The following is a 23,185-nucleotide window of genomic DNA, read 5'->3' on the forward strand; positions in this document are numbered from 1 at the left end:
CTGATGTGTGTGTTGTTTCAGATACCGCACAGTGGACGCGTAACATCTTCGTGGTAAGTCCTCGGCCTATTAGTACCGGTCACCTCCACCCATTGCTGGGCTTCCAGTTCCGGCCTATCAACCCGGTGGTCTGCCGGGGGCCTTACCCCCTCGAGGGGGTGAGAAACCTCATCTTGGAACAGGCTTCCCGCTTAGATGCTTTCAGCGGTTATCCCTTCCGAACGTAGCCAACCAGCCATGCCCCTGGCGGGACAACTGGCACACCAGAGGTTCGTCCGTCCCGGTCCTCTCGTACTAGGGACAGCCTTCCTCAAGTTTCTAACGCGCGCGGCGGATAGAGACCGAACTGTCTCACGACGTTCTAAACCCAGCTCGCGTGCCGCTTTAATGGGCGAACAGCCCAACCCTTGGGACCTACTCCAGCCCCAGGATGCGACGAGCCGACATCGAGGTGCCAAACCATCCCGTCGATATGGACTCTTGGGGAAGATCAGCCTGTTATCCCCGGGGTACCTTTTATCCGTTGAGCGACACCGCTTCCACATGCCGGTGCCGGATCACTAGTCCCGACTTTCGTCCCTGCTCGACCTGTCAGTCTCACAGTCAAGCTCCCTTGTGCACTTGCACTCGACACCTGATTGCCAACCAGGCTGAGGGAACCTTTGGGCGCCTCCGTTACATTTTGGGAGGCAACCGCCCCAGTTAAACTACCCACCAGGCACTGTCCCTGAACCAGATCATGGTCCGAGGTTAGAGGTCCAATACGATCAGAGTGGTATTTCAACAACGACTCCACAACCACTGGCGTGGCCGCTTCACAGTCTCCCACCTATCCTACACAAACCGAACCGAACACCAATACCAAGCTATAGTGAAGGTCCCGGGGTCTTTTCGTCCTGCCGCGCGTAACGAGCATCTTTACTCGTAATGCAATTTCGCCGAGTCTGTGGTCGAGACAGCAGAGAAGTCGTTACGCCATTCGTGCAGGTCGGAACTTACCCGACAAGGAATTTCGCTACCTTAGGATGGTTATAGTTACCACCGCCGTTTACTGGGGCTTAAATTCTCAGCTTCGCCACCGAAATGGCTAACCGGTCCTCTTAACCTTCCAGCACCGGGCAGGCGTCAGTCCGTATACATCGTCTTACGACTTCGCACGGACCTGTGTTTTTAGTAAACAGTCGCTTCTCTCTGGTCTCTGCGACCACCCCCAGCTCGGACCGCAAGGGCCGTCACCGGGCGTGGTCCCCCTTCTCCCGAAGTTACGGGGGCATTTTGCCGAGTTCCTTAACCACAGTTCTCTCGATCGCCTCGGTATTCTCTACCTGACCACCTGTGTCGGTTTGGGGTACGGGCCGTGTACCAACTCACTAGAGGCTTTTCTCGGCAGCATAGGATCACTGAATTCCCCTCAACGGGTACGCATCACCTCTCAGGCTGTATGAATGGCGGATTTGCCTACCATTCGCCCTACCGGCTTACACCAGGTATTCCATCACCTGGCCCAGCTACCTTCCTGCGTCACCCCATCGCTTGACTACTACAATCGGGGTCCCGTGCAGCCAGCCAGTCGACTCCCGAAGGAGACGACCGACCTTTTGGACGGTTAGCACAACTGATTCGCCATTGGGCGCGGATACACGGGTACGGGAATATCAACCCGTTGTCCATCGACTACGCCTGTCGGCCTCGCCTTAGGTCCCGACTCACCCTGGGCGGATTAACCTGGCCCAGGAACCCTTGGTCATCCGGCGGACGAGTTTCTCACTCGTCTTTCGCTACTCATGCCTGCATTCTCACTCGCGCAGCCTCCACACCTGGATCACTCCGGCGCTTCCACGGCTGCACGACGCTCCCCTACCCATCCACACACCTGGCTCCCTCCCCGTGGGAAGAAAGCGGGCTTGTGTGAATGCCGCGGCTTCGGCGGTGTACTTGAGCCCCGCTACATTGTCGGCGCAGAACCACTTGACCAGTGAGCTATTACGCACTCTTTCAAGGGTGGCTGCTTCTAAGCCAACCTCCTGGTTGTCTCAGCGATCCCACATCCTTTTCCACTTAGTACACGCTTAGGGGCCTTAGCCGGCGATCTGGGCTGTTTCCCTCTCGACTACGAAGCTTATCCCCCGCAGTCTCACTGCCGCGCTCTCACTCACCGGCATTCGGAGTTTGGCTGATTTCGGTAAGCTTGTGGGCCCCCTAGACCATCCAGTAGCTCTACCTCCGGTGAGAAACACGCGACGCTGCACCTAAATGCATTTCGGGGAGAACCAGCTATCACGGAGTTTGATTGGCCTTTCACCCCTACCCACAACTCATCCCCTCAGTTTTCAACCTAAGTGGGTTCGGGCCTCCACGACGTCTTACCATCGCTTCACCCTGGCCATGGGTAGATCACTCCGCTTCGGGTCTAGAACATGCCACTAGATGCGCCCTATTCGGACTCGCTTTCGCTACGACTACCCCACACGGGTTAACCTCGCGACATGCCACTAACTCGCAGGCTCATTCTTCAAAAGGCACGCCATCACCCACCACGAACTGAATCGTGCATCGGCTCTGACGGATTGTAAGCGCACGGTTTCAGGTACTATTTCACTCCCCTCCCGGGGTACTTTTCACCTTTCCCTCACGGTACTAGTCCGCTATCGGTCACCAGGGAGTATTCAGGCTTATCGGGTGGTCCCGACAGATTCACACCGGATTTCACGGGCCCGGTGCTACTCGGGTACTTCTCACGAGAGCCGGCAAGTTTTCGTCTACGGGATTCTCACCCTCTACGACAGGCCGTTCCAGACCACTTCGACTAACCAACCGGTTTCTTACTCTCGCCCGTCATGACAGTGACGGGAAGAAAAGCCCCACAACCCCACGGATGCAACGCCTGCCAGCTATCACACACCCATGGTTTAGCCTCATCCGCTTTCGCTCGCCACTACTCACGGAATCACTGTTGTTTTCTCTTCCTGTGGGTACTGAGATGTTTCACTTCCCCACGTTCCCTCCACACACCCTATATATTCAGATGCGGGTAACACGACATCACTCGTGCTGGGTTTCCCCATTCGGAAATCCTCGGATCACAGCTCGGTTGACAGCTCCCCGAGGCATATCGCAGCCTCCCACGTCCTTCATCGGCTCCTGGTGCCAAGGCATCCACCGTACGCTCATAAACACTTACAACAAAGATGCTCGCGTCCACTGTGCAGTTCTCAAACAACACACAACACCGAATACTCACCCCATGGACACCACGGAACTTTCTTCGACATCGTCGCTGATCAAACACTCGCGTGTTCTCTCAGGACCCAACAGTGCACCGATATAACTTTCCTCCTGCCGGCACTCGGGCCCGCAGTAGTGAAGAAAATGCTTGTCAGCGTTCCACCCATGAGCACCACCGGATTACCTGTGAATCCGTAATGGCTCTGCCGATCAGAGCACAACCTGTGTTGTGTCTGTATCGGAAGTTGCTCCTTAGAAAGGAGGTGATCCAGCCGCACCTTCCGGTACGGCTACCTTGTTACGACTTCGTCCCAATCGCCGATCCCACCTTCGACGGCTCCCTCCCACGAGGGGTTAGGCCACCGGCTTCGGGTGTTACCGACTTTCATGACGTGACGGGCGGTGTGTACAAGGCCCGGGAACGTATTCACCGCAGCGTTGCTGATCTGCGATTACTAGCGACTCCGACTTCACGGGGTCGAGTTGCAGACCCCGATCCGAACTGAGACCGGCTTTAAGGGATTCGCTCCACCTCACGGTATCGCAGCCCTCTGTACCGACCATTGTAGCATGTGTGAAGCCCTGGACATAAGGGGCATGATGACTTGACGTCGTCCCCACCTTCCTCCGAGTTGACCCCGGCAGTCTCCTGCGAGTCCCCACCATCACGTGCTGGCAACACAGGACAAGGGTTGCGCTCGTTGCGGGACTTAACCCAACATCTCACGACACGAGCTGACGACAGCCATGCACCACCTGTCTACCGGCCACAAGGGAAACCACATCTCTGCAGTCGTCCGGTACATGTCAAACCCAGGTAAGGTTCTTCGCGTTGCATCGAATTAATCCACATGCTCCGCCGCTTGTGCGGGCCCCCGTCAATTCCTTTGAGTTTTAGCCTTGCGGCCGTACTCCCCAGGCGGGGCGCTTAATGCGTTGGCTACGGCACGGATCCCGTGGAAGGAAACCCACACCTAGCGCCCACCGTTTACGGCGTGGACTACCAGGGTATCTAATCCTGTTCGCTACCCACGCTTTCGCTCCTCAGCGTCAGTTACTGCCCAGAGACCCGCCTTCGCCACCGGTGTTCCTCCTGATATCTGCGCATTTCACCGCTACACCAGGAATTCCAGTCTCCCCTGCAGTACTCGAGTCTGCCCGTATCGCCTGCAAGCCCGCAGTTGAGCTGCGGGATTTCACAGACGACGCGACAAACCGCCTACGAGCTCTTTACGCCCAGTAATTCCGGACAACGCTCGCACCCTACGTATTACCGCGGCTGCTGGCACGTAGTTGGCCGGTGCTTCTTCTGCAGGTACCGTCACTTGCGCTTCGTCCCTGCTGAAAGAGGTTTACAACCCGAAGGCCGTCATCCCTCACGCGGCGTCGCTGCATCAGGCTTGCGCCCATTGTGCAATATTCCCCACTGCTGCCTCCCGTAGGAGTCTGGGCCGTGTCTCAGTCCCAGTGTGGCCGGTCGCCCTCTCAGGCCGGCTACCCGTCGTCGCCTTGGTAGGCCATTACCCCACCAACAAGCTGATAGGCCGCGGGCTCATCCTGCACCGAAAAACTTTCCACCCCAGGACATGCATCCCGAGGTCATATCCGGTATTAGACCCAGTTTCCCAGGCTTATCCCAGAGTGCAGGGCAGATCACCCACGTGTTACTCACCCGTTCGCCACTAATCCACCCAGCAAGCTGGGCTTCATCGTTCGACTTGCATGTGTTAAGCACGCCGCCAGCGTTCGTCCTGAGCCAGGATCAAACTCTCCGTTGAAGACTCACAATCACCCCGAAGGGGTAATCAGTCAAAGACATCGAGTCAAATCACTAGCATAAAAACTCAAACTAGCTCAAACACTGGATCACCGCAGACGGAAGAATGCGATGTCCAGCAACAACCACCCACAAAAAGTGAAGTGGTCGCACCAAATATTATTTGGCACTGACATTCATCGGCACACTGTTGAGTTCTCAAAGAACACGCGCACATCATCACGCTTCCGGACACCTGTCCGGCTCGCTCCGAGGCAACCGTTCCAAGCTATCACATCCGATTTCAGGGCCGCAAATCGCTGCTTTCCTGTTCTCTTCCGTGAGAGCCGATCGATGCGACATCGAACATGCCTGTTTCCGAACCTCTCGGTCCGGCGGGCTGTTCGGTGTCGCTCGAACGACGACTAAGTTACGCCGACGCTAACGAGCCGTCAAATCCGCTGGTCAGAGGCCCGCCAGCGTCGGCGAAGGTGTCAGTCGCGGACGACTCGCACGCCGGCGAAGTTCCGCTTGCCCCGACGCAGGACGAGCCAGCGTCCGTGCAGCAGTTCTCCGTCGCGCGGGGTCCACTCCTCCGAGGCGATGCGAACGTTGTTGACCGATGCGCCGCCTTCCTTGACGGTGCGACGCGCAGCTCCCTTGCTCTCGCACAGACCCGACGCGACGAGCAGGTCGATGATCGTGTCCGGCTCGCCGGCGCGGAGCTCCGTCACGGACGCCTCGGTCAGTGCGGCCGCGAGCGTGGCCTCGTCCAGCTCGCCCAGCTCGCCTCGTCCGAACAGGGCGCGGCTGGCCAACTCGACCGCAGCGGTGTTGTGCGCCCCGTGGACGAGCGTGGTCATCTCGGCAGCGAGTCGCTTCTGGGCCTCACGTGCGTGCGGACGCTCCGTGGTGGCGGTCTCGAGCTCGGCGAGTTCGTCCTTGTCGAGGAAGGTGAACCAGCGCAGGTACTTCATGACGTCGGCGTCGGCTGCGTTGACGAAGTACTGGTACCAGGCGTACGGGCTCGTCATCTCCGGGTCGAGCCACAGGCTGCCACCACCGGTGGACTTACCGAACTTCTTGCCGTCGGACGAGGTCACGAGCGGGACGGTCAGGGCGTGCACGCTCGCGCCGTCGGTACGGCGGTTGAGCTCGACGCCGGCGATGATGTTGCCCCACTGATCGGAACCACCGACCTGCAGCGCACATCCGTATTCGCGGCGGAGCTGCACGTAGTCGTTGGCCTGCAGGAGCATGTAGCTGAACTCGGTGTACGAGATGCCGTCGCCTTCGAGGCGGCGCTTGACCGTGTCGCGGGCGAGCATCACGTTGATCGAGAAGTGCTTGCCGATATCGCGCAGGAAGTCGATCGCGGACAGCTTGCCGGTCCAGTCGAGGTTGTTCGCGACCACGGCTCCCGTCGGGGAGTCGTCGAAGTCGACGAACCGCTCGAGCTGCCCACGGATCCGCCCTGCCCATTCGGCGACGGTGTCGGCGGAGTTCATGGTGCGCTCCCCCACGTCCCGCGGGTCGCCGATCATGCCGGTCGCGCCACCTGCGAGAACGATGGGCCGATGGCCGGCGCGCTGGAAACGCTTGAGTGCGAGGAGCGGAACGAGGTGACCGGCGTGCAGGCTCGGGCCGGTCGGATCGAAACCGGCATAGAGGGTGATCGGCCCCTTGTCGAGTTCGCCTCGGAGTGCGTCGAGATCGGTCGCTTGCGCGATGAGCCCGCGCCAGGTCAGTTCGTCGAGAATGTGCTCAGTCACCGTTCGATCATCCCATCACGCCCGAGGGGCGGCGGGTGCGCGTGGGCTGCGCCGGTACGCGGAGACCCCGATCGCACCGGGAACCCACAATCGCCACGGCCTGTCGGCCGCCACGCTGATTCCCACGCGCGGACCCCGCGCGACCTCCCCGACCAGCGGTTCGGACGGAAGTTCCACGCGCACCCGAGCGTCGGAAGCATCCACGTCGATGCCGTTGTCGGTCAGGTCGAGTCCGAGCGCAGCGGCCAGATTGCCCGGACCGCGCGCAAGATTCGCGAACGGTGTGCCGGGCGTGCGACGCGAACGGACGGCCTGTTCCCCCTCGACGACCTCGCCACCCCGCAACAGCACGGCCGCGGCGGTGCCGTCGGGACCGAGGGAGACGTTCGCGCAGAAGTGCAACCCGTAGCTGCGGTAGACGTACAGGTGCCCCGCAGGTCCGAACATGACCGAGTTGCGCGGGGTCGGTCCGCGGTACGAGTGCGCGGCCGGGTCCGGCCACGGTCCGTCCTCGGGTCCGCCGTAGGCCTCGACCTCCGTCAGCAGGACGGCGGTCTCCCCCACCCGGACGGTTGCTCCGAGCAGCGCTTCGGCGGCCTCGACCGGATCGAGTCCTTCGAGTTCGCCGCGGACGGATCGACGATTGCGGCTCAGTCGGTGCTCCATCCGGCGACACCGCGCGCGGTGAAGTCCTCGTGTTCGGCGTCGGTGACCTCGCGGGCCTCGTCGACGAGGAGGACCGGGATGCCGTTCTCGATCGGATACGCCCGCCGCAGTCGCGGGTTGTACAGGACGGCGTCGTCGACGAGAAGCAACGGCCCCTTGTCCTCCGGACAGGCCAGAATGCTCAGCAACGTGGGATCGACAGCCACGGATGTCCTTTCGAAGGGCGGAACCGAACCGGACCCAGGCTACCGCGCCCCGGCGGGCGAACCGGCCGTGCCCGCCTTCCACGCCGTGGCCACGGCCTTGGTGAACCGCTTGTACGTGCCGGTGTCGGGGTTGAGGTACCAGGTGCGGACGGTGGGCACGGGCAATCCCTGTTCGCGCAGACGATCGGCGGACGGGCGGTAGGACGGGCCCAACGGGATGTCGGGTACGACGTGCACGAGATCGGGTCGTTCGTCGGCCGGGACCGAGTCGAACGCCGCCGTGATCTCCGCGGCGGTCGGTGCACGGTTGCCCCGCAGCGAGCAGCCGGCCACCGCGATGTCGCGTCCTCCCACCGAGATGCCGTAGGCGACGGCGAGATCGACGCGCGGGATCGCTTCGAGCACGTCGGCCACGCTCTGGGTGAAGACCGGGCCGTGGAAGGTGGGGATGACCGTCCGCCGACTGTCGAGCAGCCAGTAGTCGCCGTCCGCATCGCGCCGGAACAGGTTGTCGGTGGGCACCCACACGTCGCCCGGTTCGAAGACGCCGCGCATCACACCGGTGATCGCCGAGGTGGCGGGGCCGGGACGGCCGAGCAGCAGCCCGACCTCGCCGACCTGCGCCTCCCGCACGAAGCCGCGTTCGTCCTCGACGAGTCGGCCTGCGCCGGCGTCGTAGGCGGCGAGGCGCACGTCGGCGCTGCCGGGCAACGGCCGGCCCTTCGAGCCGATCTTCGAGCCGGAGACGTTCGCGAGCACGACGTTGCCCTCGGTCGACGCGTAGAACTCGAGAACCCGGGCGGGCTGGAACCGGTCGAGGGTGCGGCGCCACAACCCCGGTGGCATGCCGGAACCGATGAACAACCGGATGGGATGGATGGCGTCGATGTGCAGCGACGGACTGTCGAGCACCTCACGCATCATCGACCAGGTGTAGGTGACGACGGTGACGCCGTAGCGGTGCACCTCGTCGCTGAAGAGCGACGGATTCAACCCGCGCGACAGCGCAATACGCGCCCCACCGGCCAGCGCACCACCGAAACTGACGAGCAGACCCGACGAATGATGCAGGGGCGCAAGGCAGTACATGGTGTCGCCGCGGCCCAGCGAAGCGGCGGTGGCGGTCCCGAAGGCCGACAGCGCCCATCGGTAGTTGGTGACCCGTCGCACCGCGAGCGTGTCGCCGCCACCGGAGAACAGGATGAACGCGAGTTCGCGTGCGAGTCCGGGATCGGCGACGTACCAGCCCGGCAATTGCACGGAGGAGATGTCGAGTCGTTCGAGATCGACGACGTCGGCGCCGGGTTCGATGTCGAGGTCGCGGACGTCACCGCCGCCGAGTACCAGCACGGGCAGGCCTGTCGCGACGGCCGCGTCGAGGTTCTCGGGATCGGCGACGATCTTCTCGACACCGCCGAGTCGTACGGCCTCGGCGATGTCCGGTCCCGGCGGGATCAGGACGGACACGCCGCCGAGACGGGAGATCGCCGCGACCGCCGCCATTGCGCTGGGGCGCACGTCCATGAGGATGCCGACGTGCATCGCGGGACGGATGCCGTTGTCGACGAGTCCGAGGACGACGTTGTCGATCCGCCGGTTGACGGCCTCGAAGGTGTAGACCCGGTCCTCGAAGATGAAGCACTCCCGCTTCGGCGACTTGCGGCCGATCTCGGCGAGCAGGCCACCGACGGAGATGCGGGTGCGCGGCTGGATCTGCCCGAGCCGCGCGAGCCGGGGCAACGCGCGAGCGGCCTCACCGGTGAGATCGCGTGCTCCGCGGACGGCACCGACCGCGATCCCCGCGAGCCCCTTGCCGAAATCGGTTCCGACGTCGGCGAGCGTTGCGGCCGTGTGCGTGATGCGGGATGCGACCGAGACGCCGGTGCCCTCGTCGGTGGGGTTCGGCACGGCCATCGGTGCGATGCCGACGGGCCGGTCCCCGACGCCCTCGCGCCACTGCACCCACTCCCCGACCGACGGCCACGTCTGCTGACCGGCAACACTGCCGACGACCAGACCGAAATGCCCTGCGCGCAAGGTGTATTCGTAGACCTCCGCACGGGGCGACGCCTTACGGATGCCGCGCACGGCGAGCGGTTGCCCGATGTCGTCGACCTCACCGATGAACGCGAGGACGGGGCAAGTGATCTCGGCGAGGCCCACCGCCCGGTCGTTGATGACGAAACCGCCACTGACCATGCGGTTGTGAGCGATGAACTGGCGCAACACCTCGGCGACGGCCGGTCCGGACCACGCCACCCACCCTTCGGTGTCGAGGAACCGGCGCTGAGGTTCTCGCGGCAGCAGCGCTTCCCGGTCGTGGAGCTGGAGCAGGAAGTCGATGCGCGATCGCACGGACTTGACCGGATCGAGCAGCTGGAAGCCGGTGCGCGCCATCCACCCCGTGATCGCGAGGCGGTTGAAGACGTGGTCGGCGAGGAAGTCCGCGGAGTGGGTCGCGACGATCTCCGGGATCCCGAAGGGCAGGGCGGCGAGGGTGTCGACCGGGCTGCCGAAGGTGATCAGGCTCGCGATGCCGCGGCTGCGCCGGTACGCCGCGACCTGATAGCAGAACATGCCGCCCTGCGAGTACCCACCGAGGTGCACGTCGCGGTCGGTGTAGGCGCGGACGCAGTCGACGACCTCGTCGAGGGCGAGGATGTGATCGGTGAGGGTGCGTTTCCAGCCGCCCTCCTCCTGGTCGGGCGACCCGAAGTCCACGACCCAGGGGTCGAGTCCCGCTTCGTGGAGGGTGCCGACGGCGCCGGCGTCACGGGTGACGTCGTACACCTCGGCGGACACCATCATCGGTGGCACGAGGACGATCGGAATGCCCGTGGAAGCGGTGTCGGACTCGGGGAAGTACCGGCGGAGCCGGTACATGGAGGTGCGCTCGACGACCTGGTAGGGCGACGACGACCGGCTGGGTTCGAGGCCACCGAAACGCAGGACTTCGAGACCGTTCTGGGCAGTGGCGACGAGCCGTCGCACCGACTCGGTCACTACATCGGCGTCCAGTCCCACGGTCCGCTCCCCTTCTCGACGATGTATCCGCACCGGCCCCCGGCACCTGCGGTTCTACACCGGTACCCGCTGCATGCCGAGAGTATGTGCCAGCCTGCCACACCACCCTCACCGTCCCGGGCAACTCGGGGTGTGCCCGGGACGGCAGGCGTGTCAGCCGCGAACCCAGTCGCGCAGGTGTGTCGCGGCGTCGCGCACGCGGCCGAGCTGCTCGGCCACCCGCACGCCCGCGGTGCCGCCACGCGCGTCGCGTGAGGCGATGGATCCTTCGACGGTGAGCACTTCCCGCACTTGCGGGGTCAGTGCCGGATCGACGCCGGCGAGCTCCTCGTCCGTGAGGTCCTCGAGGCCGACCCCGCGGCCTTCGGCGACCCGCACGCATGCCCCGGCCGCCTCGTGGGCGACGCGGAACGGAACACCCTGGCGGACCATCCACTCGGCGATGTCGGTCGCGAGGGTGAATCCGGCGGGTGCGAGCTCGGCCATCCGCTCGGTGTGGAAGGTCAGCGTCGAGACGAGACCTGCGATCGCCGGGAGCAGCAGCTCGAGCTGTGCGACGGAGTCGAAGACCGGCTCCTTGTCCTCCTGCAGGTCGCGGTTGTAGGCCAGCGGCTGCGCCTTGAGCGTGGCCAGCAGACCGGTGAGGTTGCCGATGAGGCGACCGGCCTTGCCTCGGGTGAGCTCGGAGACGTCCGGATTCTTCTTCTGCGGCATGATCGACGACCCGGTCGACCATTCGTCCGCGAGGGTGACGTACCCGAACTCGGGGGTGCTCCACAGGATGACCTCCTCCGCCATGCGGGAGAGGTCGACGGCGATCTGCGCGAACACGAACGCCGCTTCTGCCGCGAAGTCGCGGGAGCTGGTCGCGTCGATCGAGTTGTCCGCCGCCGAGTCGAAGCCCAGGTCGGCTGCGATCGCGTCGGGGTCGAGACCGAGCGACGAGCCGGCGAGTGCTCCCGACCCGTACGGCGAGACCGCAGCGCGCTTGTCGAAGTCACGCAACCGGTCGACGTCGCGCAGCAACGGATGCGCGTGCGCGAGCAGGTGGTGCGCGAGCAGCACGGGCTGCGCGGCCTGCAGATGCGTCTTGCCGGGCATCACGGCATCGGGGTGCGCCGCGGCCTGGCCGGCGATCGCCTCGACCACGTCGAGGACACCGTCGGCGATGCGCCGCGCGCTGTCGCGCAGCCACATGCGGAACAGCGTCGCGACCTGGTCGTTGCGGGAGCGGCCCGCGCGGAGCCGGCCGCCGACCTCGGGGCCGACCCGCTCGATGAGTCCCCGTTCGAGCGCGCCGTGCACGTCCTCGTCGGACTCGGCGGGGCCGAACGCACCGGAGGCCACATCGGCGGCGAGCCGGTCGAGGCCGTCGAGCATCGTGGCGAGGTCGTCGTCGGTGAGGAGTCCGGCGCGGTGCAGGACCTTGGCGTGGGCCTGTGAGGCGCGCACGTCGTACGGGGCCAGCGCCCAGTCGAAGTGCGTGGACTTGCTCAGCGCCGCCATGGCGGCGGCCGGTCCGGATGCGAACCGGCCGCCCCACAGGGCACCTTCGTTGGTGCCGTGAGCCGTCATGACTACAGGCCCAGATCGCGCTTCGCGGCGACCTTCGACGACAGGCCGTGGATCTGCACGAAGCCCTTGGCGTTGGACTGGTCGAAGCTGTCGCCCTCGTCGTAGGTGGCGAGGTTGAAGTCGTACAGCGACTCGGGGCTGCGACGGCCGTTGACGGTGATGTGTCCGCCGTGGAGCACCATGCGGATCTCGCCGCTGACGCGTTCCTGGGTGTTCTCGATGAAGGCGTCGAGGGCGGTCTTCAGCGGCGAGTACCACAGGCCGTCGTACACCAGCTCGCTCCAGCGCTCCTCGACGCGGCGCTTGTAGCGGCCGAGTTCGCGCTCGAGGGTGACGTGCTCGAGTTCCTGGTGGGCGGTGATGAGGGCGATGGCGCCGGGGGCCTCGTAGATCTCGCGGCTCTTGATGCCGACGAGGCGGTCCTCGACCATGTCGAGGCGGCCCACACCCTGTGCGCCGGCGCGGCGGTTGAGTTCCTGGATGGCTTCGAGGACGGTGACGTGCTTGCCGTCGATCGCGACGGGGCGACCGGCCTCGAAGGCGATGATCAGCTCGTCGGGTGCCTGCCAGTGGGCGGTGGGGTCTTCGGTGTAGTCGTAGACGTCCTTGGTGGGGGCGTTCCACAGGTCCTCGAGGAAGCCGGTCTCGACGGCGCGGCCCCAGACGTTCTGGTCGATGGAGAACGGCGAACGCTTGGTGACGTTGATGGGCAGGCCGTGCTCCTCGGCGAAGGCGATGGCCTTCTCGCGGGTCCAGGCGTAGTCGCGGACCGGTGCGATGACCTGGAGGTCGGGGGCGAGGGCGCCGAAGCCGACCTCGAAGCGGACCTGGTCGTTGCCCTTGCCGGTGCAGCCGTGGGAGACCACGGTGCCGCCGTGCTCGCGGGCGGCCTGCACGATGTGCTTGACGATCAGCGGGCGGCTGATGGCCGAGACGAGCGGGTAGCGATCCATGTAGAGCGCGTTGGCCTGGACGGTGGGCAGGCAGTACTCGTTGGCGAACTCGTCCTTGGCGTCGACGACGATCGATTCGACGGCACCGCAGTCGAGGGCGCGCTGACGCACGACCTCCATGTCCTCGCCACCCTGGCCGAGGTCGATGGCCACGGCGACGACCTCCTTGCCGGTCTCCTTGCCGATCCAGCTGATGGCGACGGAGGTGTCCAGCCCGCCCGAATAGGCGAGTACGACGCGTTCGGCCATTGTCTTTGTGCTCCTTCGTATTTCGACGTGCGTCTATGAGTGGTAGGTCAGGCGAGTGATTCGATTTTCGCGGCCAGTTCGGCTCCCGTCGTCGGTTCGCGGGCGATGACCGCGATGGTGTCGTCGCCGGCGATCGTTCCGACCACCTCGGGTAATGATGCCCGATCGAGTGCACTGGCCAGATAGTGCGCCGCCCCGGGCGGGGTGCGCAGCACGGCGATGTTGCCGCTGGAGTCGGTGGACACCAGCAGTTCGCCGAGCAACCGGGACAGGCGGTCGGTGCCTCCGGTCACCCCGCGCACGGGGCTGCCGTCCTCCGGGACGACGTACACCCCGGCGCCGCCGTCGGCCGCGCGGAGCTTGACGGCACCGAGTTCCTCGAGGTCGCGGGACAGGGTCGCGGTGGACACCTCGATCCCGTCCTCGGAGAGGAGAGCGGCGAGCTCGGTGTGGCTGCGCACCGGGTGCGCGGCGAGCAGTGCGACGATGCGGGCCTGCCGCGCCGCGCGCGTCGGCGCGGTCGCTGCACTGTCCGCATGGTTCGCCGCGGTGCTCACGGTCAGCTCCGGCTCTGCTCGAGCAGCCACACGAGCAGGGCCTTCTGTGCGTGGAGGCGGTTCTCGGCCTCGTCCCACACCACCGAGCGCGGTCCGTCGATGACCTCGGCGGTGATCTCCTTGCCGCGGTAGGCGGGCAGGCAGTGCAGCACGATCGCGTCGGTGTCGGCGAGGGAGACGAGGTCGTCGTTCAGCTGGAACGGCCGGAACGGCGCCTCGCGATCCTTGCCGTCGTCCTCCTGCCCCATCGACACCCAGGTGTCGGTGACGAGCACGTCGGCGCCGGTGGCTCCGGTGCGCGGGTCGTCGGTGACGGTGACGCTGCCGCCGGTCTCCTCGGCCCGTGCGCGGCTCGCAGCGATCACCTGTGGGTCGGGGGTGAACCCGGCCGGGGACGCGATGGTCACGTGCATGCCGGCGGTGACGCCGCCGAGCATCAGCGAGTGCGCCATGTTGTTGGCGCCGTCGCCGAAGTAGGTCATCCGCAGGCCCGCGGTGGCGCCCTTGTTCTCGCGGATGGTCTGCAGGTCCGCGAGTACCTGGCAGGGGTGGAAGGTGTCGGTGAGCGCGTTGACGACGGGCACGGTCGAGTGCTCGGCGAGCGTCTCGATGCGGTCCTGGCCGTAGGTGCGCCACACGACCGCTTCGGTGAACCGGGAGAACATCCGGGCGGTGTCCTCGAGGGTCTCACCCTTACCGATCTGGGTGGAGCCGGTGTCGACGACGATGGCGTGCCCGCCGAGCTGGGCGATGCCGGCGTCGAAGGAGAAGCGGGTGCGGGTGGAGGTCTTGTCGAACAGCACGGCGACGCTGAGGGGCCCTTCGAGGGGGCGGCGGGACAGCGGCGCCTTCTTCAGTTCGGCGGCGAGTTCGAGCACCTCGGTCTGTTCGGCCGGGGTGAGGTCGTCGTCGCGCAGGAAATGGCGGAGCACGGGTCGTCAGTTCCCTTCCCGGTCGGCGGTGTCGAGGACGGCGGGCAGCGCCGTCACGAAGCTCTCGGCCTGCTGTTCGGTGAGGATCAGCGGGGGCGCGAGACGGATCACGTCCGGTGCGGCGGCGTTGACGAGGAAACCGGCCTCGCGGGCGGCGGTCTCGACGGCCGGCGCCTTCGCGGCGGTGAGGACGACACCGAGGAGCAGCCCGGAGCCGCGCACGTGCGAGACGAGCGGGTGCCCGAGTTCCTCGATGCCGGCGGCGAGGGTCTTGCCGACGGTGTTCACGTGGTCGAGCAGGTTCTGCTCGTCGATCGTGCGCAGCACCGCGAGGGCGGCCGCGGCGCACACCGGGTTGCCGCCGAAGGTGGTGCCGTGCTTGCCGGGCCGGAACAGCTCGGCGGCCGGACCGGTGGCGAGGACCGCACCGATGGGCAGTCCGCCGCCGAGTCCCTTGGCGAGGGTCATCACATCGGGGGTGATGCCCGCTGCCTGATGGGCGAAGAAGGTGCCGGTGCGGGCGATGCCGGTCTGGACCTCGTCGAGCACGAGCAGGGCGCCGCGTTCGGTGGTGATGCGACGCGCGCCGGCGAGATAACCCTCGGGCGGGACGACGACGCCGGACTCACCCATGATCGGTTCGAGGAAGACGGCGGCGGTGTTCTCGTCCACCGCGGCCTCGAGGGCGGCGAGGTCGCCGTAAGGCACGAATTCGACGCCGGCGGGCATCGGTTCGAAGGGGGCGCGCTTGTCGGGCTGGCCGGTCAGGGCGAGGGCGCCCATGGTGCGGCCGTGGAAGGCCTTCTCGCACGCGACGATCTTCGGCCGTCCGGTGAGCCGGGCGATCTTGAAGGCCGCCTCGTTGGCCTCGGTGCCGGAATTGCAGAAGAAGGCGCGGCCCTCGTGACCGAAGCGATCGAGGAGCTTCTCGGCGAGTTCGAGCACCGGCGGCGAGGCGTACAGGTTCGACACGTGGCCGAGCTGGTTCAGCTGGGCGGTGACGGCCTCGATGATCGCCGGGTGGCGGTGGCCGAGGCTGTTGACGGCGATGCCGCCGAGCAGGTCGAGGTACTGCTTGCCGTCGGCGTCGGTGAGCACGGCACCGTCGCCCGCGACCAGCGCGACCTTGGGCACGCCGTAGTTGTTCATCAGCGAACCCGCCCAGCGCTGCTGGAGGTCGGACGTGCCGGTCATGCGGGACCTTCCTTCTCGGAGGACGGCACCACCATGGTGCCGATGCCTTCTTCGGTGAACAGTTCGAGGAGCACGGAGTGCGGTTGGCGCCCGTCGATGACGTGCGCGGTGGGCACTCCTCCCTGCACGGCGCGCAGACACGCCTCCATCTTCGGGACCATGCCGGAGTCGAGCGACGGCAGCAGCGCGGTGAGCGCGTCGGCGTCGATCCGCGAGGTGAGCGAGCTGCGGTCGGGCCAGTTCGTGTAGAGGCCTTCGACGTCGGTGAGCACCACCAGCTTCTCCGCGCCGAGCGCTTCGGCGAGGGCGGCCGCGGCGGTGTCGGCGTTGATGTTGTGCACCACGCCGTCGGCGTCGGGCGCGATCGTGGAGACCACGGGGATGCGCCCGGCGGCGATGAGGTCGAGTACCGCACCGGGGTCGACGCTGGTGACGTCACCGACGAGCCCGATGTCGGTGGCCTCGCCGTCGACGACGACCGTGCGGCGGGTCGCGGTGAACAGTCCGGCGTCCTCACCGGAGGTGCCGACGGCGTAGGGGCCGTGGCTGTTGATCAGGCCGACGAGTTCGCGTCCGACCTGCCCGAAGAGCACCATCCGCACGACGTCCATGACCTCGGGAGTGGTGACGCGGAAGCCGCCGCGGAATTCACCTTCGAGGCCGAGTCGCTTCAGCATGGCGTTGATCTGCGGGCCGCCGCCGTGCACGACGACGGGGTGGATGCCGACGGTGCGCAGGAACGCCATGTCGGCGGCGAAGGCCGTCTTGAGGGTGTCGTCGATCATGGCGTTGCCGCCGTACTTGACGACGACGATCTTGTCGCGGAACTTCTGCAGCCACGGCAGGGCCTCGGCGAGGACGAACGCCTTCTGGTGCGAGGTGAGGTCGGCGATCAGTGCGTCGGTCACGTCGTCTCCTGTGTTCGTTCCGGTCACGACGAGTACGCCGAGTTCTCTTCGACGTAGGCGTGCGAGAGGTCGGTGGTGCGGATGGACACCTGCGCGTCGCCGAGACCGAGGTCGATGTCGAGGGCGATGTCGGCGGCGGACAGGTCGACCTCGCGGGCGCCGGGGGCGCCGACACCGTCGATGCACACCGGGTTCCCGTTGAACGACACGGAGATCTTGTCGGGGTCGAGTTCGATCGGGGCGATACCGATGGCGGCGAGCACGCGGCCCCAGTTGGGGTCGGAGCCGAACAGGGCGGTCTTGACGAGGCTGTCGCGGGCGACGGTGCGGGCACCGATCAGGGCGTCGGCTTCGCTGGCGGCGCCGCGGACAGTGACGGTGACCCGCTTGGTGACGCCCTCGGCGTCGGCCATCATCTGCTCGGCGAGGTCGTCGCACACGGCGAGGACGGCGGCGTTCAGCTCGTCCTGGCTCGGGGTGATGCCGCTCGCGCCGGAGGCCAGCAGCAGCACGGTGTCGTTGGTGGAGGTGGCGCCGTCGACGTCGAGGCGGTCGAAGGTGAGCCGGGACGCGTGGCGCAGCGCGGTGTCGAGTTGGTCGGCGGTCGCGACGGCGTCGGTGGTGACCACGCACAGCATCGTCGCCAGGGCGGGGGCGAGCATGCCGGCGCCCTTGGCCATGCCGCCGACGTTCCACTTGTCGGCGTGGTGCAGGGCGGCCTGCTTGGGGACGGTGTCGGTGGTCATGATCGCGTAGGCAGCGTCGGTGCCGCCGGAGATGCCACCGGCGAGTTCGTGGACGATCTCCTGCACGCCGGAGAGCACCTTGTCCATCGGCAGACGGTCGCCGATCAGACCGGTCGAGCACACGGCGACCTCACCGGCACCGGTCTCGGTGCCCCAGTTGCTCAGCGCGTCGGCGACGGCCTCGGCGGTGGCGTGGGTGTCCTGGAAACCCCCGGCGCCGGTGCACGCGTTGGCGCCGCCGGAGTTGAGGATCACCGCGCGCAGGCTGCCGGACTTGAGCACCTGCTGGGACCACAGGACGGGGGCGGCCTTGACCTTGTTGGTGGTGAACACACCGGCGGCGGTGAGTTCGGGGCCCTCGTTGACCACGAGCGCGAGGTCCTGCCTGCCGGAGACCTTGATGCCGGCGGGGATGCCGGCGGCCCGGAAACCGGCGGGGCTGGTGACACCCTGGGTGCGGATCAGGCGTCCTCCGGCGATCTCGGTGGCGCCGGTGTAGACGTCGTCTGCGTACTTGTTCTCGGTCACGGAGCCACTCCCACGGTGGACAGGCCGGCGGTCTCGGGCAGGCCGAGTGCCAGGTTCATCGATTGCACGGCGGCACCGGCGGTGCCCTTGGTGAGGTTGTCGATCGCGGCGACGACGACGAGAAGGCCGGCGTCGGCGTCGACGGTGACGGCGATCTGGACGGCGTTCGAGCCGACCACCGCGCCGGTCGCGGGCAGTGCGCCTTCCGGCAGCAGCTGCACGAACGGTTCGTCGGCGTAGGCCTTCTCGTAGACGGCACGGGCCTCGGCGGCGGTCACCGTGGTCGGTGCGGTGCAGGTCGCGAGGATGCCGCGCGGCATGGGCGCGAGGATCGGGGTGAACGAGACCTTCACGTCGGTGCCGGCGAGGGCGGAGAGGTTCTGCTTGATCTCCGGGGTGTGCCGGTGGGCGCCGCCGACGCCGTAGGCGCGGACCGAGCCCATGACCTCGGAGCCGAGCAGGTCGACCTTCGGGGATTTCCCGGCGCCGGAGGTGCCGGAGACGGCCACGATGTTCACGACGGGTTCGACGATGCCGGCGGCGACGGCCGGGGCGAGGGCGAGCGAGGCGGAGGTCGGGTAGCAACCGGGGACCGCGATGCGGGTGGCGCCGACGAGGGCGTCGCGCTTGCCGGGCAGCTCGGGCATGCCGTAGGGCCAGGTGCCGGCGTGGTCGCTGCCGTACCAGCGCTGCCAGTCGGCGGCGTTCTCGAGGCGGAAGTCGGCGCCGCAGTCGATGACGACGGTCGTCTCGGGCAGTTGCTCGGCGATCACGGCGGAGTGGCCGTGCGGTAGGCCGAGGAAGACGACGTCGTGCCCGAGCAGGGTGTCGATGTCGGTGGCGCCGAGCACGCGGTCGGCGAGCGGCAGCAGATGGGGATGGAACTCACGCAGGGTGGCGCCGGCGTTGCCCCCGGCGGTGAGGGCGCCGATGACGAGCGAGCCGTCCTGGTAGGCGGGGTGGCCGAGGAGCAGGCGCAGGATCTCGCCGCCCGCGTAGCCGCTGGCGCCGGCCACGGCGACCCGTAGCGGCGACTCGGGGGTGGCGGTGAAGTCCGGTGAAGTACCCATACGAATGATTATGCACTCTCATGCAAATCGTTTCATAGGGGGTGTCCCTTTCGGGAGGATTCACTCCGACCGCAGCGACCGTCGGATCTGCTCGAGCCGGTCGGCGGCGGCCGCCTTGCGTTCCTCGTACTGCTCCTCGAGCGTGCGACCCGCACCCGTCGCGTGCGCGAGTTCCTCCGCGCCGAGCGCGGTCGCCGAACGCTGTTCGATCTTCTCACGCACCGATTCGAAGGTCGGCACCCCGTCCGCGGTGTATCCGGTGATCTCCTCGATCGTCGGTGCGCGGACCGGGCCGTCGGCGGATCCGGTGTCGACGACACCCGGTTCGACGATCTCGGCGTCGTGGACCTGAGCGTCGTGGACGTCTTCCTCGCGTGGGGTCACGTCGGGATCGGGGCTCGGCTCCGGGTCGATCGGCGGCACGTCCGGGATGTCCGGGCCCGGCGGAACATCCGGCACCGTCGGCGTCTCCGGCCCGGCCGGGGTCACGTCGGGGACGGGCTGCTCCGGCTTGTCGGGCTCCTCGGGAGACGGCACCCGGCCGCCTTCGTCCTTGCTCATGCCTCCAGGCTACGTCGCTCGGCTCCCGCTGAGTCCTGTTCGGCGCGAGCCCGCAGATACGCCTCGAAGGCCTCCCGGCTGGTGTACCGCAGGGGCACACCGAGTTCCTCACGCAACCGCCGGTTGTCGAGCACCGGACGGTACTGCAGGAAGCCGACCCGCTCCGGGCCGTGCTCGGTCAATCCCAACGCGCGCCCGATCCTCAGGGCGAACTTCAGGACCGCGGCGGGCACCGTGAGGGTCTTGCGGTTCGTCATCGCGGCGATCTCGGGCACGGTGACGACCCCGTCGCCCGCGACGTTGAAGATGCCCGTGACCGGACCGAGCACGGCCTCGGCGAAGGCCGCCGCGACGTCGGTGTGCCAGACGAACACGAACGGGCTGTCGCTGCCGGCGACGACGAGCAGCCGCTCGCGGTCGAGCAGCGCGGTGATCTGGTTGCGGACGGTCTCCCCCAGGATCGTGCCGATCCGCAGGATCACCTGTTCGAGCTGCGGGTGCTCGACCCGGGTGGCGGCGAGCATCTCCTCGACGAGGCGCTTGTGCCGGCTGTAGGTGAACTCGTCGTTGCCGCGGATCGGATCGTCCTCGGTGAGCGGGACCGGGTTGTCGGCGTGATAGCCGTAGGCGGCGCCCGAGGACGCCACGACCAGCCGCCGCACCCCGTAGGTCAGTGCGGCGTCGACGACGTTGCGTGCGCCCTCGACGTCGACGGCGTATTCCTGTTCCGCGGTGGTGTCGCGCCCGGGGTTGACGATGGACGCCAGGTGCACGATCACGTCCGGGCGATGGGTGCCGACGACCTCGGCCGTCCGGCGGCGGTCGCGGACGTCGGCGATCACGTGGGTGACGGCGTCGTCGGCGTCCGCGGGTTCGTGAAGGTCGGCAGGTACATGGAGGTCGGCGCTGATCACCCGGACACCGCGCGAGCGCAGGGCCGCGACGACGGCGCTGCCGAGGAAGCCGTTGCCACCGGTGACGAGGGCGGTGAGGGAGGTCATGCGATCACCTTTCGAGTTGCGGTGCGACGGGACCAGACGGTGGCCAGGAGCAGTCCGGCGACGATGTCCCAGATCCCCCACCAGCCGGCGACGATCGCCATGCCCCCGAGTCCGTCGAAGAAGGTCATGACGAGGCCGAGGCCGAGACCTGCGTTGCGGATGCCGACCTCGAACGAGACCGCTCGGCGGCTGTACTCGGGCAGTCCGCTCGCCCATCCGCACAGATAGCCGAGGCCGAGGGCGATCGCGTCGTGCAGGAACACCGCGAGCAGGACGAGTCCGATGTAGTCGAGGAAGTCGGCGAAAGTGCCGGCGAGCCCGGCGACGATGAAGGCGAGCAGTGCGAGCAGGGATCCGTTCTTCACCCACGGCTGGGCGCGGGACGCGAGGCCGGGCGCCTTCTGCGCAGCCCAGATCCCGAGGACGAACGGCAGCCCGATGATCAGGGCGATCTGCACGACCATGTCGAGGCCGTCGAGTTCGACCGAGCGCAGCAGCGCCCGGGTGTCGTCGCTGCGACTGCCCCAGAACGCGAAGTTGATCGGCATGAGCACGATGGCGAACACGTTCGACACGGCCGTCATCGACACCGACAGGGCGACGTCGCCGCCGGCCCGGTGGGTGAGGACGTTGGAGATGTTCCCGGGCGGGCAGCACGCGACGAGGATCATGCCGAGCGCGATCGACGGCGCGGGGTCCAGCAGCAACGTCAGCAGCCAGGTCACGGCGGGCAGTGCGAGGAACTGCGCGGCGATGCCCACCGCCATGGCCTTCGGTGCGCGCAGTGCACGGCGGAAGTCGTCGACGGAGGTGTCGAGCGCGATGCCGAGCATGATCGCGGCGAGCACGACGTTGAGGACGAGCAGCGAACCGGAGTCGAAGGAGAGCCTGACGTCGTCGACGTTCACCGCACGCCCGCCGCGGTGGACGAGCCGGCGGCCTCGCGGACCGCGCGGGTCTGGTCGCGCAGCGCGGCCCGGTAGGCGTCCTTGTTGACGTAGTAGGCCATCCGGCCGAGCTTCAGATAGCGGTAACCGCCGGTGAGGTCCGGGGGCGAGGCCGCGAGGGCCGCGCGCCATCGCGCCGCGGCCGCCGGGTCGGTGTCGGTGAGACCGATCGCGGCGGCGACGAGTTCGGCCTGTTCGTAGCGGCCCTGCCAGCCGAGCCCGGACGACTCGACCATGCCGAGCACGAACAGGTTCGCGAACCGCCGGCTGATCATGTTCAGCAGCAGGTCGGGTGCGTGGCCGCGCCAGTCGAGCAGGTCGCGGTCCAGGAACGGATAGTCGAGGACGTAACCGGTGGCGTGCACGATCATGTCGTAGCCGGCGGCGGAGCCGTCCCGGAACCGGACCTCGGCGCCGTCGTACCGCTCGATGTCGGGCCGCACCTGCACGTCCCCGTGACCGAGGTGATGCAGGATCAGCGAGTTGACGACCGGGTGCGATTCGTAGAGACGGTGGTCGGGTGCGGGCAGCCCGAAGCGGGTGGGGTCGCCGGTGAACTGGCGCAGCAACAGCGCGTCGAGGCGCTGTTTGATCGGCGCCGGCAGCGGCCGCCCGCGGGTGAGGGTGTCGGCGGGACGCCCGAACAGGTACTTGGGCACGAAGTGATAGCCGCGGCGCACGCTCAGGTCCACCGACCGGGCGTGATGGACGGCGTCGACGGCGATGTCGCAGCCGCTGTTGCCGGCGCCGACGATCAGGACCCGCTTGCCGCGGAAGCTCGTCGGGTCCTTGTAGGCGCTGGTGTGCAGGATCTCGCCGTCGAACTCGCCGGCGATCTGCGGGTGGTTCGGTGTCGCGAGGGTGCCGTTGGCGACCACGACACCGCGGTAGAGCTCGGTGGTCGCGGCGCCGTCCCGGTCGGCGGCGGTCACCCGCCACCGGTCGCCGTCCGGTTCGACGCGGGTCACGGTCGTTCCGAAGCGGTAGTGCTCACGCAGGCCGAAGACATCGGCGTAGTCGCCGAAGTACCGGGCGAGTGCCGCATGCCCCGGATAGTCAGGTGTCTGCGGCGGCATGGGGAACTCGGCGAACTCGGTGGTCGTCTTCGAGGAGATCAGGTGCGCCGACTCGTAGACCGTGCTCGCCGGGTTGGTGATGTCCCACAACCCCCCGACGGTGCTGTGGGACTCGAAGCCGACGAAGTCGATGCTCTGCCGGGAGAGCGCGCGGGCTCCGGCGAGTCCCGAGGGGCCCGCCCCGATCAGCGCATACTTCTGCTCCGTCTCCATGTGTCGTAGGCTCGGAGGCCGCACGA

The 23,185-nt window shown here is 66.9% G+C and carries 16 protein-coding genes and 2 rRNA genes; all 18 read right to left on the bottom strand.

The window, feature by feature from the left end; translation table 11 throughout:
- Positions 1-49: 49 nt before the first annotated feature.
- The 18 genes from AC0LPE_RS13310 to AC0LPE_RS13395 all read right to left on the bottom strand — a co-directional run bounded on the left by AC0LPE_RS13310 (position 50) and on the right by AC0LPE_RS13395 (position 23,159).
- Positions 50-3,183: ribosomal RNA gene (locus AC0LPE_RS13310) — 23S ribosomal RNA — on the bottom strand.
- 298 nt (positions 3,184-3,481) lie between these two features.
- Positions 3,482-5,003, bottom strand: a 16S ribosomal RNA gene (locus AC0LPE_RS13315).
- Together the 16S and 23S rRNA genes form the textbook arrangement of a ribosomal RNA operon.
- 472 nt (positions 5,004-5,475) lie before the next feature.
- Entirely contained in the window at positions 5,476-6,753 is a 1,278-nt protein-coding gene (tyrS, locus tag AC0LPE_RS13320) for a tyrosine--tRNA ligase (protein ID WP_088899249.1), read from the bottom strand.
- A gap of 15 nt (positions 6,754-6,768) precedes the next feature.
- Positions 6,769-7,419: a DNA-3-methyladenine glycosylase gene (locus tag AC0LPE_RS13325; RefSeq protein ID WP_088899250.1), complete on the bottom strand. Its 651-nt coding sequence runs from the start codon at positions 7,417-7,419 to the stop codon at positions 6,769-6,771.
- A complete protein-coding gene (locus AC0LPE_RS13330) occupies positions 7,404-7,625 on the bottom strand; it encodes a Trm112 family protein (RefSeq protein WP_016692763.1) in 222 nt (73 codons plus the stop codon). Before AC0LPE_RS13330 ends, AC0LPE_RS13325 begins: the two co-directional genes overlap by 16 nt.
- A 39-nt stretch (positions 7,626-7,664) precedes the next feature.
- On the bottom strand, positions 7,665-10,649 hold the full coding sequence (locus tag AC0LPE_RS13335) for an AMP-binding protein (RefSeq protein ID WP_490604649.1): 2,985 nt from the start codon (positions 10,647-10,649) through the stop codon (positions 7,665-7,667).
- Between the two features lie 153 nt (positions 10,650-10,802).
- Positions 10,803-12,224, bottom strand: a complete 1,422-nt coding sequence (argH, locus tag AC0LPE_RS13340) for an argininosuccinate lyase (RefSeq protein WP_016692765.1) — start codon at positions 12,222-12,224, stop codon at positions 10,803-10,805.
- Between the two features lie 2 nt (positions 12,225-12,226).
- The gene (locus AC0LPE_RS13345) at positions 12,227-13,426 is read right to left on the bottom strand and encodes an argininosuccinate synthase (protein ID WP_490604650.1); all 1,200 of its coding nucleotides are present in this window, start codon (positions 13,424-13,426) and stop codon (positions 12,227-12,229) included.
- 47 nt (positions 13,427-13,473) lie between these two features.
- Positions 13,474-13,983 (bottom strand): arginine repressor, encoded by a 510-nt coding sequence (locus AC0LPE_RS13350; protein WP_423660967.1) that lies wholly within the window; start codon positions 13,981-13,983, stop codon positions 13,474-13,476.
- A 2-nt stretch (positions 13,984-13,985) separates the two neighbouring features.
- Positions 13,986-14,915 carry an ornithine carbamoyltransferase gene (gene argF / locus AC0LPE_RS13355; RefSeq protein WP_258260738.1) on the bottom strand — a complete coding sequence of 310 codons (930 nt, stop codon included), beginning with the start codon at positions 14,913-14,915 and terminating at the stop codon, positions 13,986-13,988.
- 6 nt (positions 14,916-14,921) lie between these two features.
- Positions 14,922-16,109 carry an acetylornithine transaminase gene (locus AC0LPE_RS13360; protein WP_145691054.1) on the bottom strand — a complete coding sequence of 396 codons (1,188 nt, stop codon included), beginning with the start codon at positions 16,107-16,109 and terminating at the stop codon, positions 14,922-14,924.
- Entirely contained in the window at positions 16,106-17,044 is a 939-nt protein-coding gene (argB, locus tag AC0LPE_RS13365; RefSeq protein ID WP_016692770.1) for an acetylglutamate kinase, read from the bottom strand. The genes AC0LPE_RS13360 and argB overlap by 4 nt, the downstream gene beginning before the upstream one ends.
- The gene (argJ, locus tag AC0LPE_RS13370; RefSeq protein ID WP_490604651.1) at positions 17,041-18,291 is read right to left on the bottom strand and encodes a bifunctional glutamate N-acetyltransferase/amino-acid acetyltransferase ArgJ; all 1,251 of its coding nucleotides are present in this window, start codon (positions 18,289-18,291) and stop codon (positions 17,041-17,043) included. Before argJ ends, argB begins: the two co-directional genes overlap by 4 nt.
- Positions 18,288-19,361, bottom strand: coding sequence for an N-acetyl-gamma-glutamyl-phosphate reductase (gene argC / locus AC0LPE_RS13375; RefSeq protein ID WP_490604652.1), 1,074 nt, complete (start codon positions 19,359-19,361; stop codon positions 18,288-18,290). The genes argJ and argC overlap by 4 nt, the downstream gene beginning before the upstream one ends.
- Positions 19,362-19,421: 60 nt before the next feature.
- Positions 19,422-19,922, bottom strand: a complete 501-nt coding sequence (locus AC0LPE_RS13380) for a PspA/IM30 family protein (RefSeq protein WP_085468325.1) — start codon at positions 19,920-19,922, stop codon at positions 19,422-19,424.
- Positions 19,919-20,923: an NAD-dependent epimerase/dehydratase family protein gene (locus tag AC0LPE_RS13385; RefSeq protein ID WP_490604653.1), complete on the bottom strand. Its 1,005-nt coding sequence runs from the start codon at positions 20,921-20,923 to the stop codon at positions 19,919-19,921. The genes AC0LPE_RS13380 and AC0LPE_RS13385 overlap by 4 nt, the downstream gene beginning before the upstream one ends.
- Positions 20,920-21,831: a bile acid:sodium symporter family protein gene (locus tag AC0LPE_RS13390; protein ID WP_490604654.1), complete on the bottom strand. Its 912-nt coding sequence runs from the start codon at positions 21,829-21,831 to the stop codon at positions 20,920-20,922. Before AC0LPE_RS13390 ends, AC0LPE_RS13385 begins: the two co-directional genes overlap by 4 nt.
- On the bottom strand, positions 21,828-23,159 hold the full coding sequence (locus AC0LPE_RS13395; protein ID WP_490604655.1) for a flavin-containing monooxygenase: 1,332 nt from the start codon (positions 23,157-23,159) through the stop codon (positions 21,828-21,830). Before AC0LPE_RS13395 ends, AC0LPE_RS13390 begins: the two co-directional genes overlap by 4 nt.
- Positions 23,160-23,185 lie beyond the last annotated feature (26 nt).

The sequence above is a fragment of the Rhodococcus sp. S3 genome (genome assembly GCF_058211795.1).

Bases quoted from the DNA above. Each gene is read 5' to 3' on its own strand.
- AC0LPE_RS13325 (WP_088899250.1), bottom strand. From the start codon at position 7,419: ATGGAGCACCGACTGAGCCGCAATCGTCGATCCGTCCGCGGCGAACTC.
- AC0LPE_RS13385 (WP_490604653.1), bottom strand. From the start codon at position 20,923: ATGACCTCCCTCACCGCCCTCGTCACCGGTGGCAACGGCTTCCTCGGC.
- AC0LPE_RS13360 (WP_145691054.1), bottom strand. From the start codon at position 16,109: ATGACCGGCACGTCCGACCTCCAGCAGCGCTGGGCGGGTTCGCTGATG.
- argC (WP_490604652.1), bottom strand. From the start codon at position 19,361: ATGGGTACTTCACCGGACTTCACCGCCACCCCCGAGTCGCCGCTACGG.
- AC0LPE_RS13345 (WP_490604650.1), bottom strand. From the start codon at position 13,426: ATGGCCGAACGCGTCGTACTCGCCTATTCGGGCGGGCTGGACACCTCC.
- AC0LPE_RS13395 (WP_490604655.1), bottom strand. From the start codon at position 23,159: ATGGAGACGGAGCAGAAGTATGCGCTGATCGGGGCGGGCCCCTCGGGA.
- AC0LPE_RS13380 (WP_085468325.1), bottom strand. From the start codon at position 19,922: ATGAGCAAGGACGAAGGCGGCCGGGTGCCGTCTCCCGAGGAGCCCGAC.
- argH (WP_016692765.1), bottom strand. From the start codon at position 12,224: ATGACGGCTCACGGCACCAACGAAGGTGCCCTGTGGGGCGGCCGGTTC.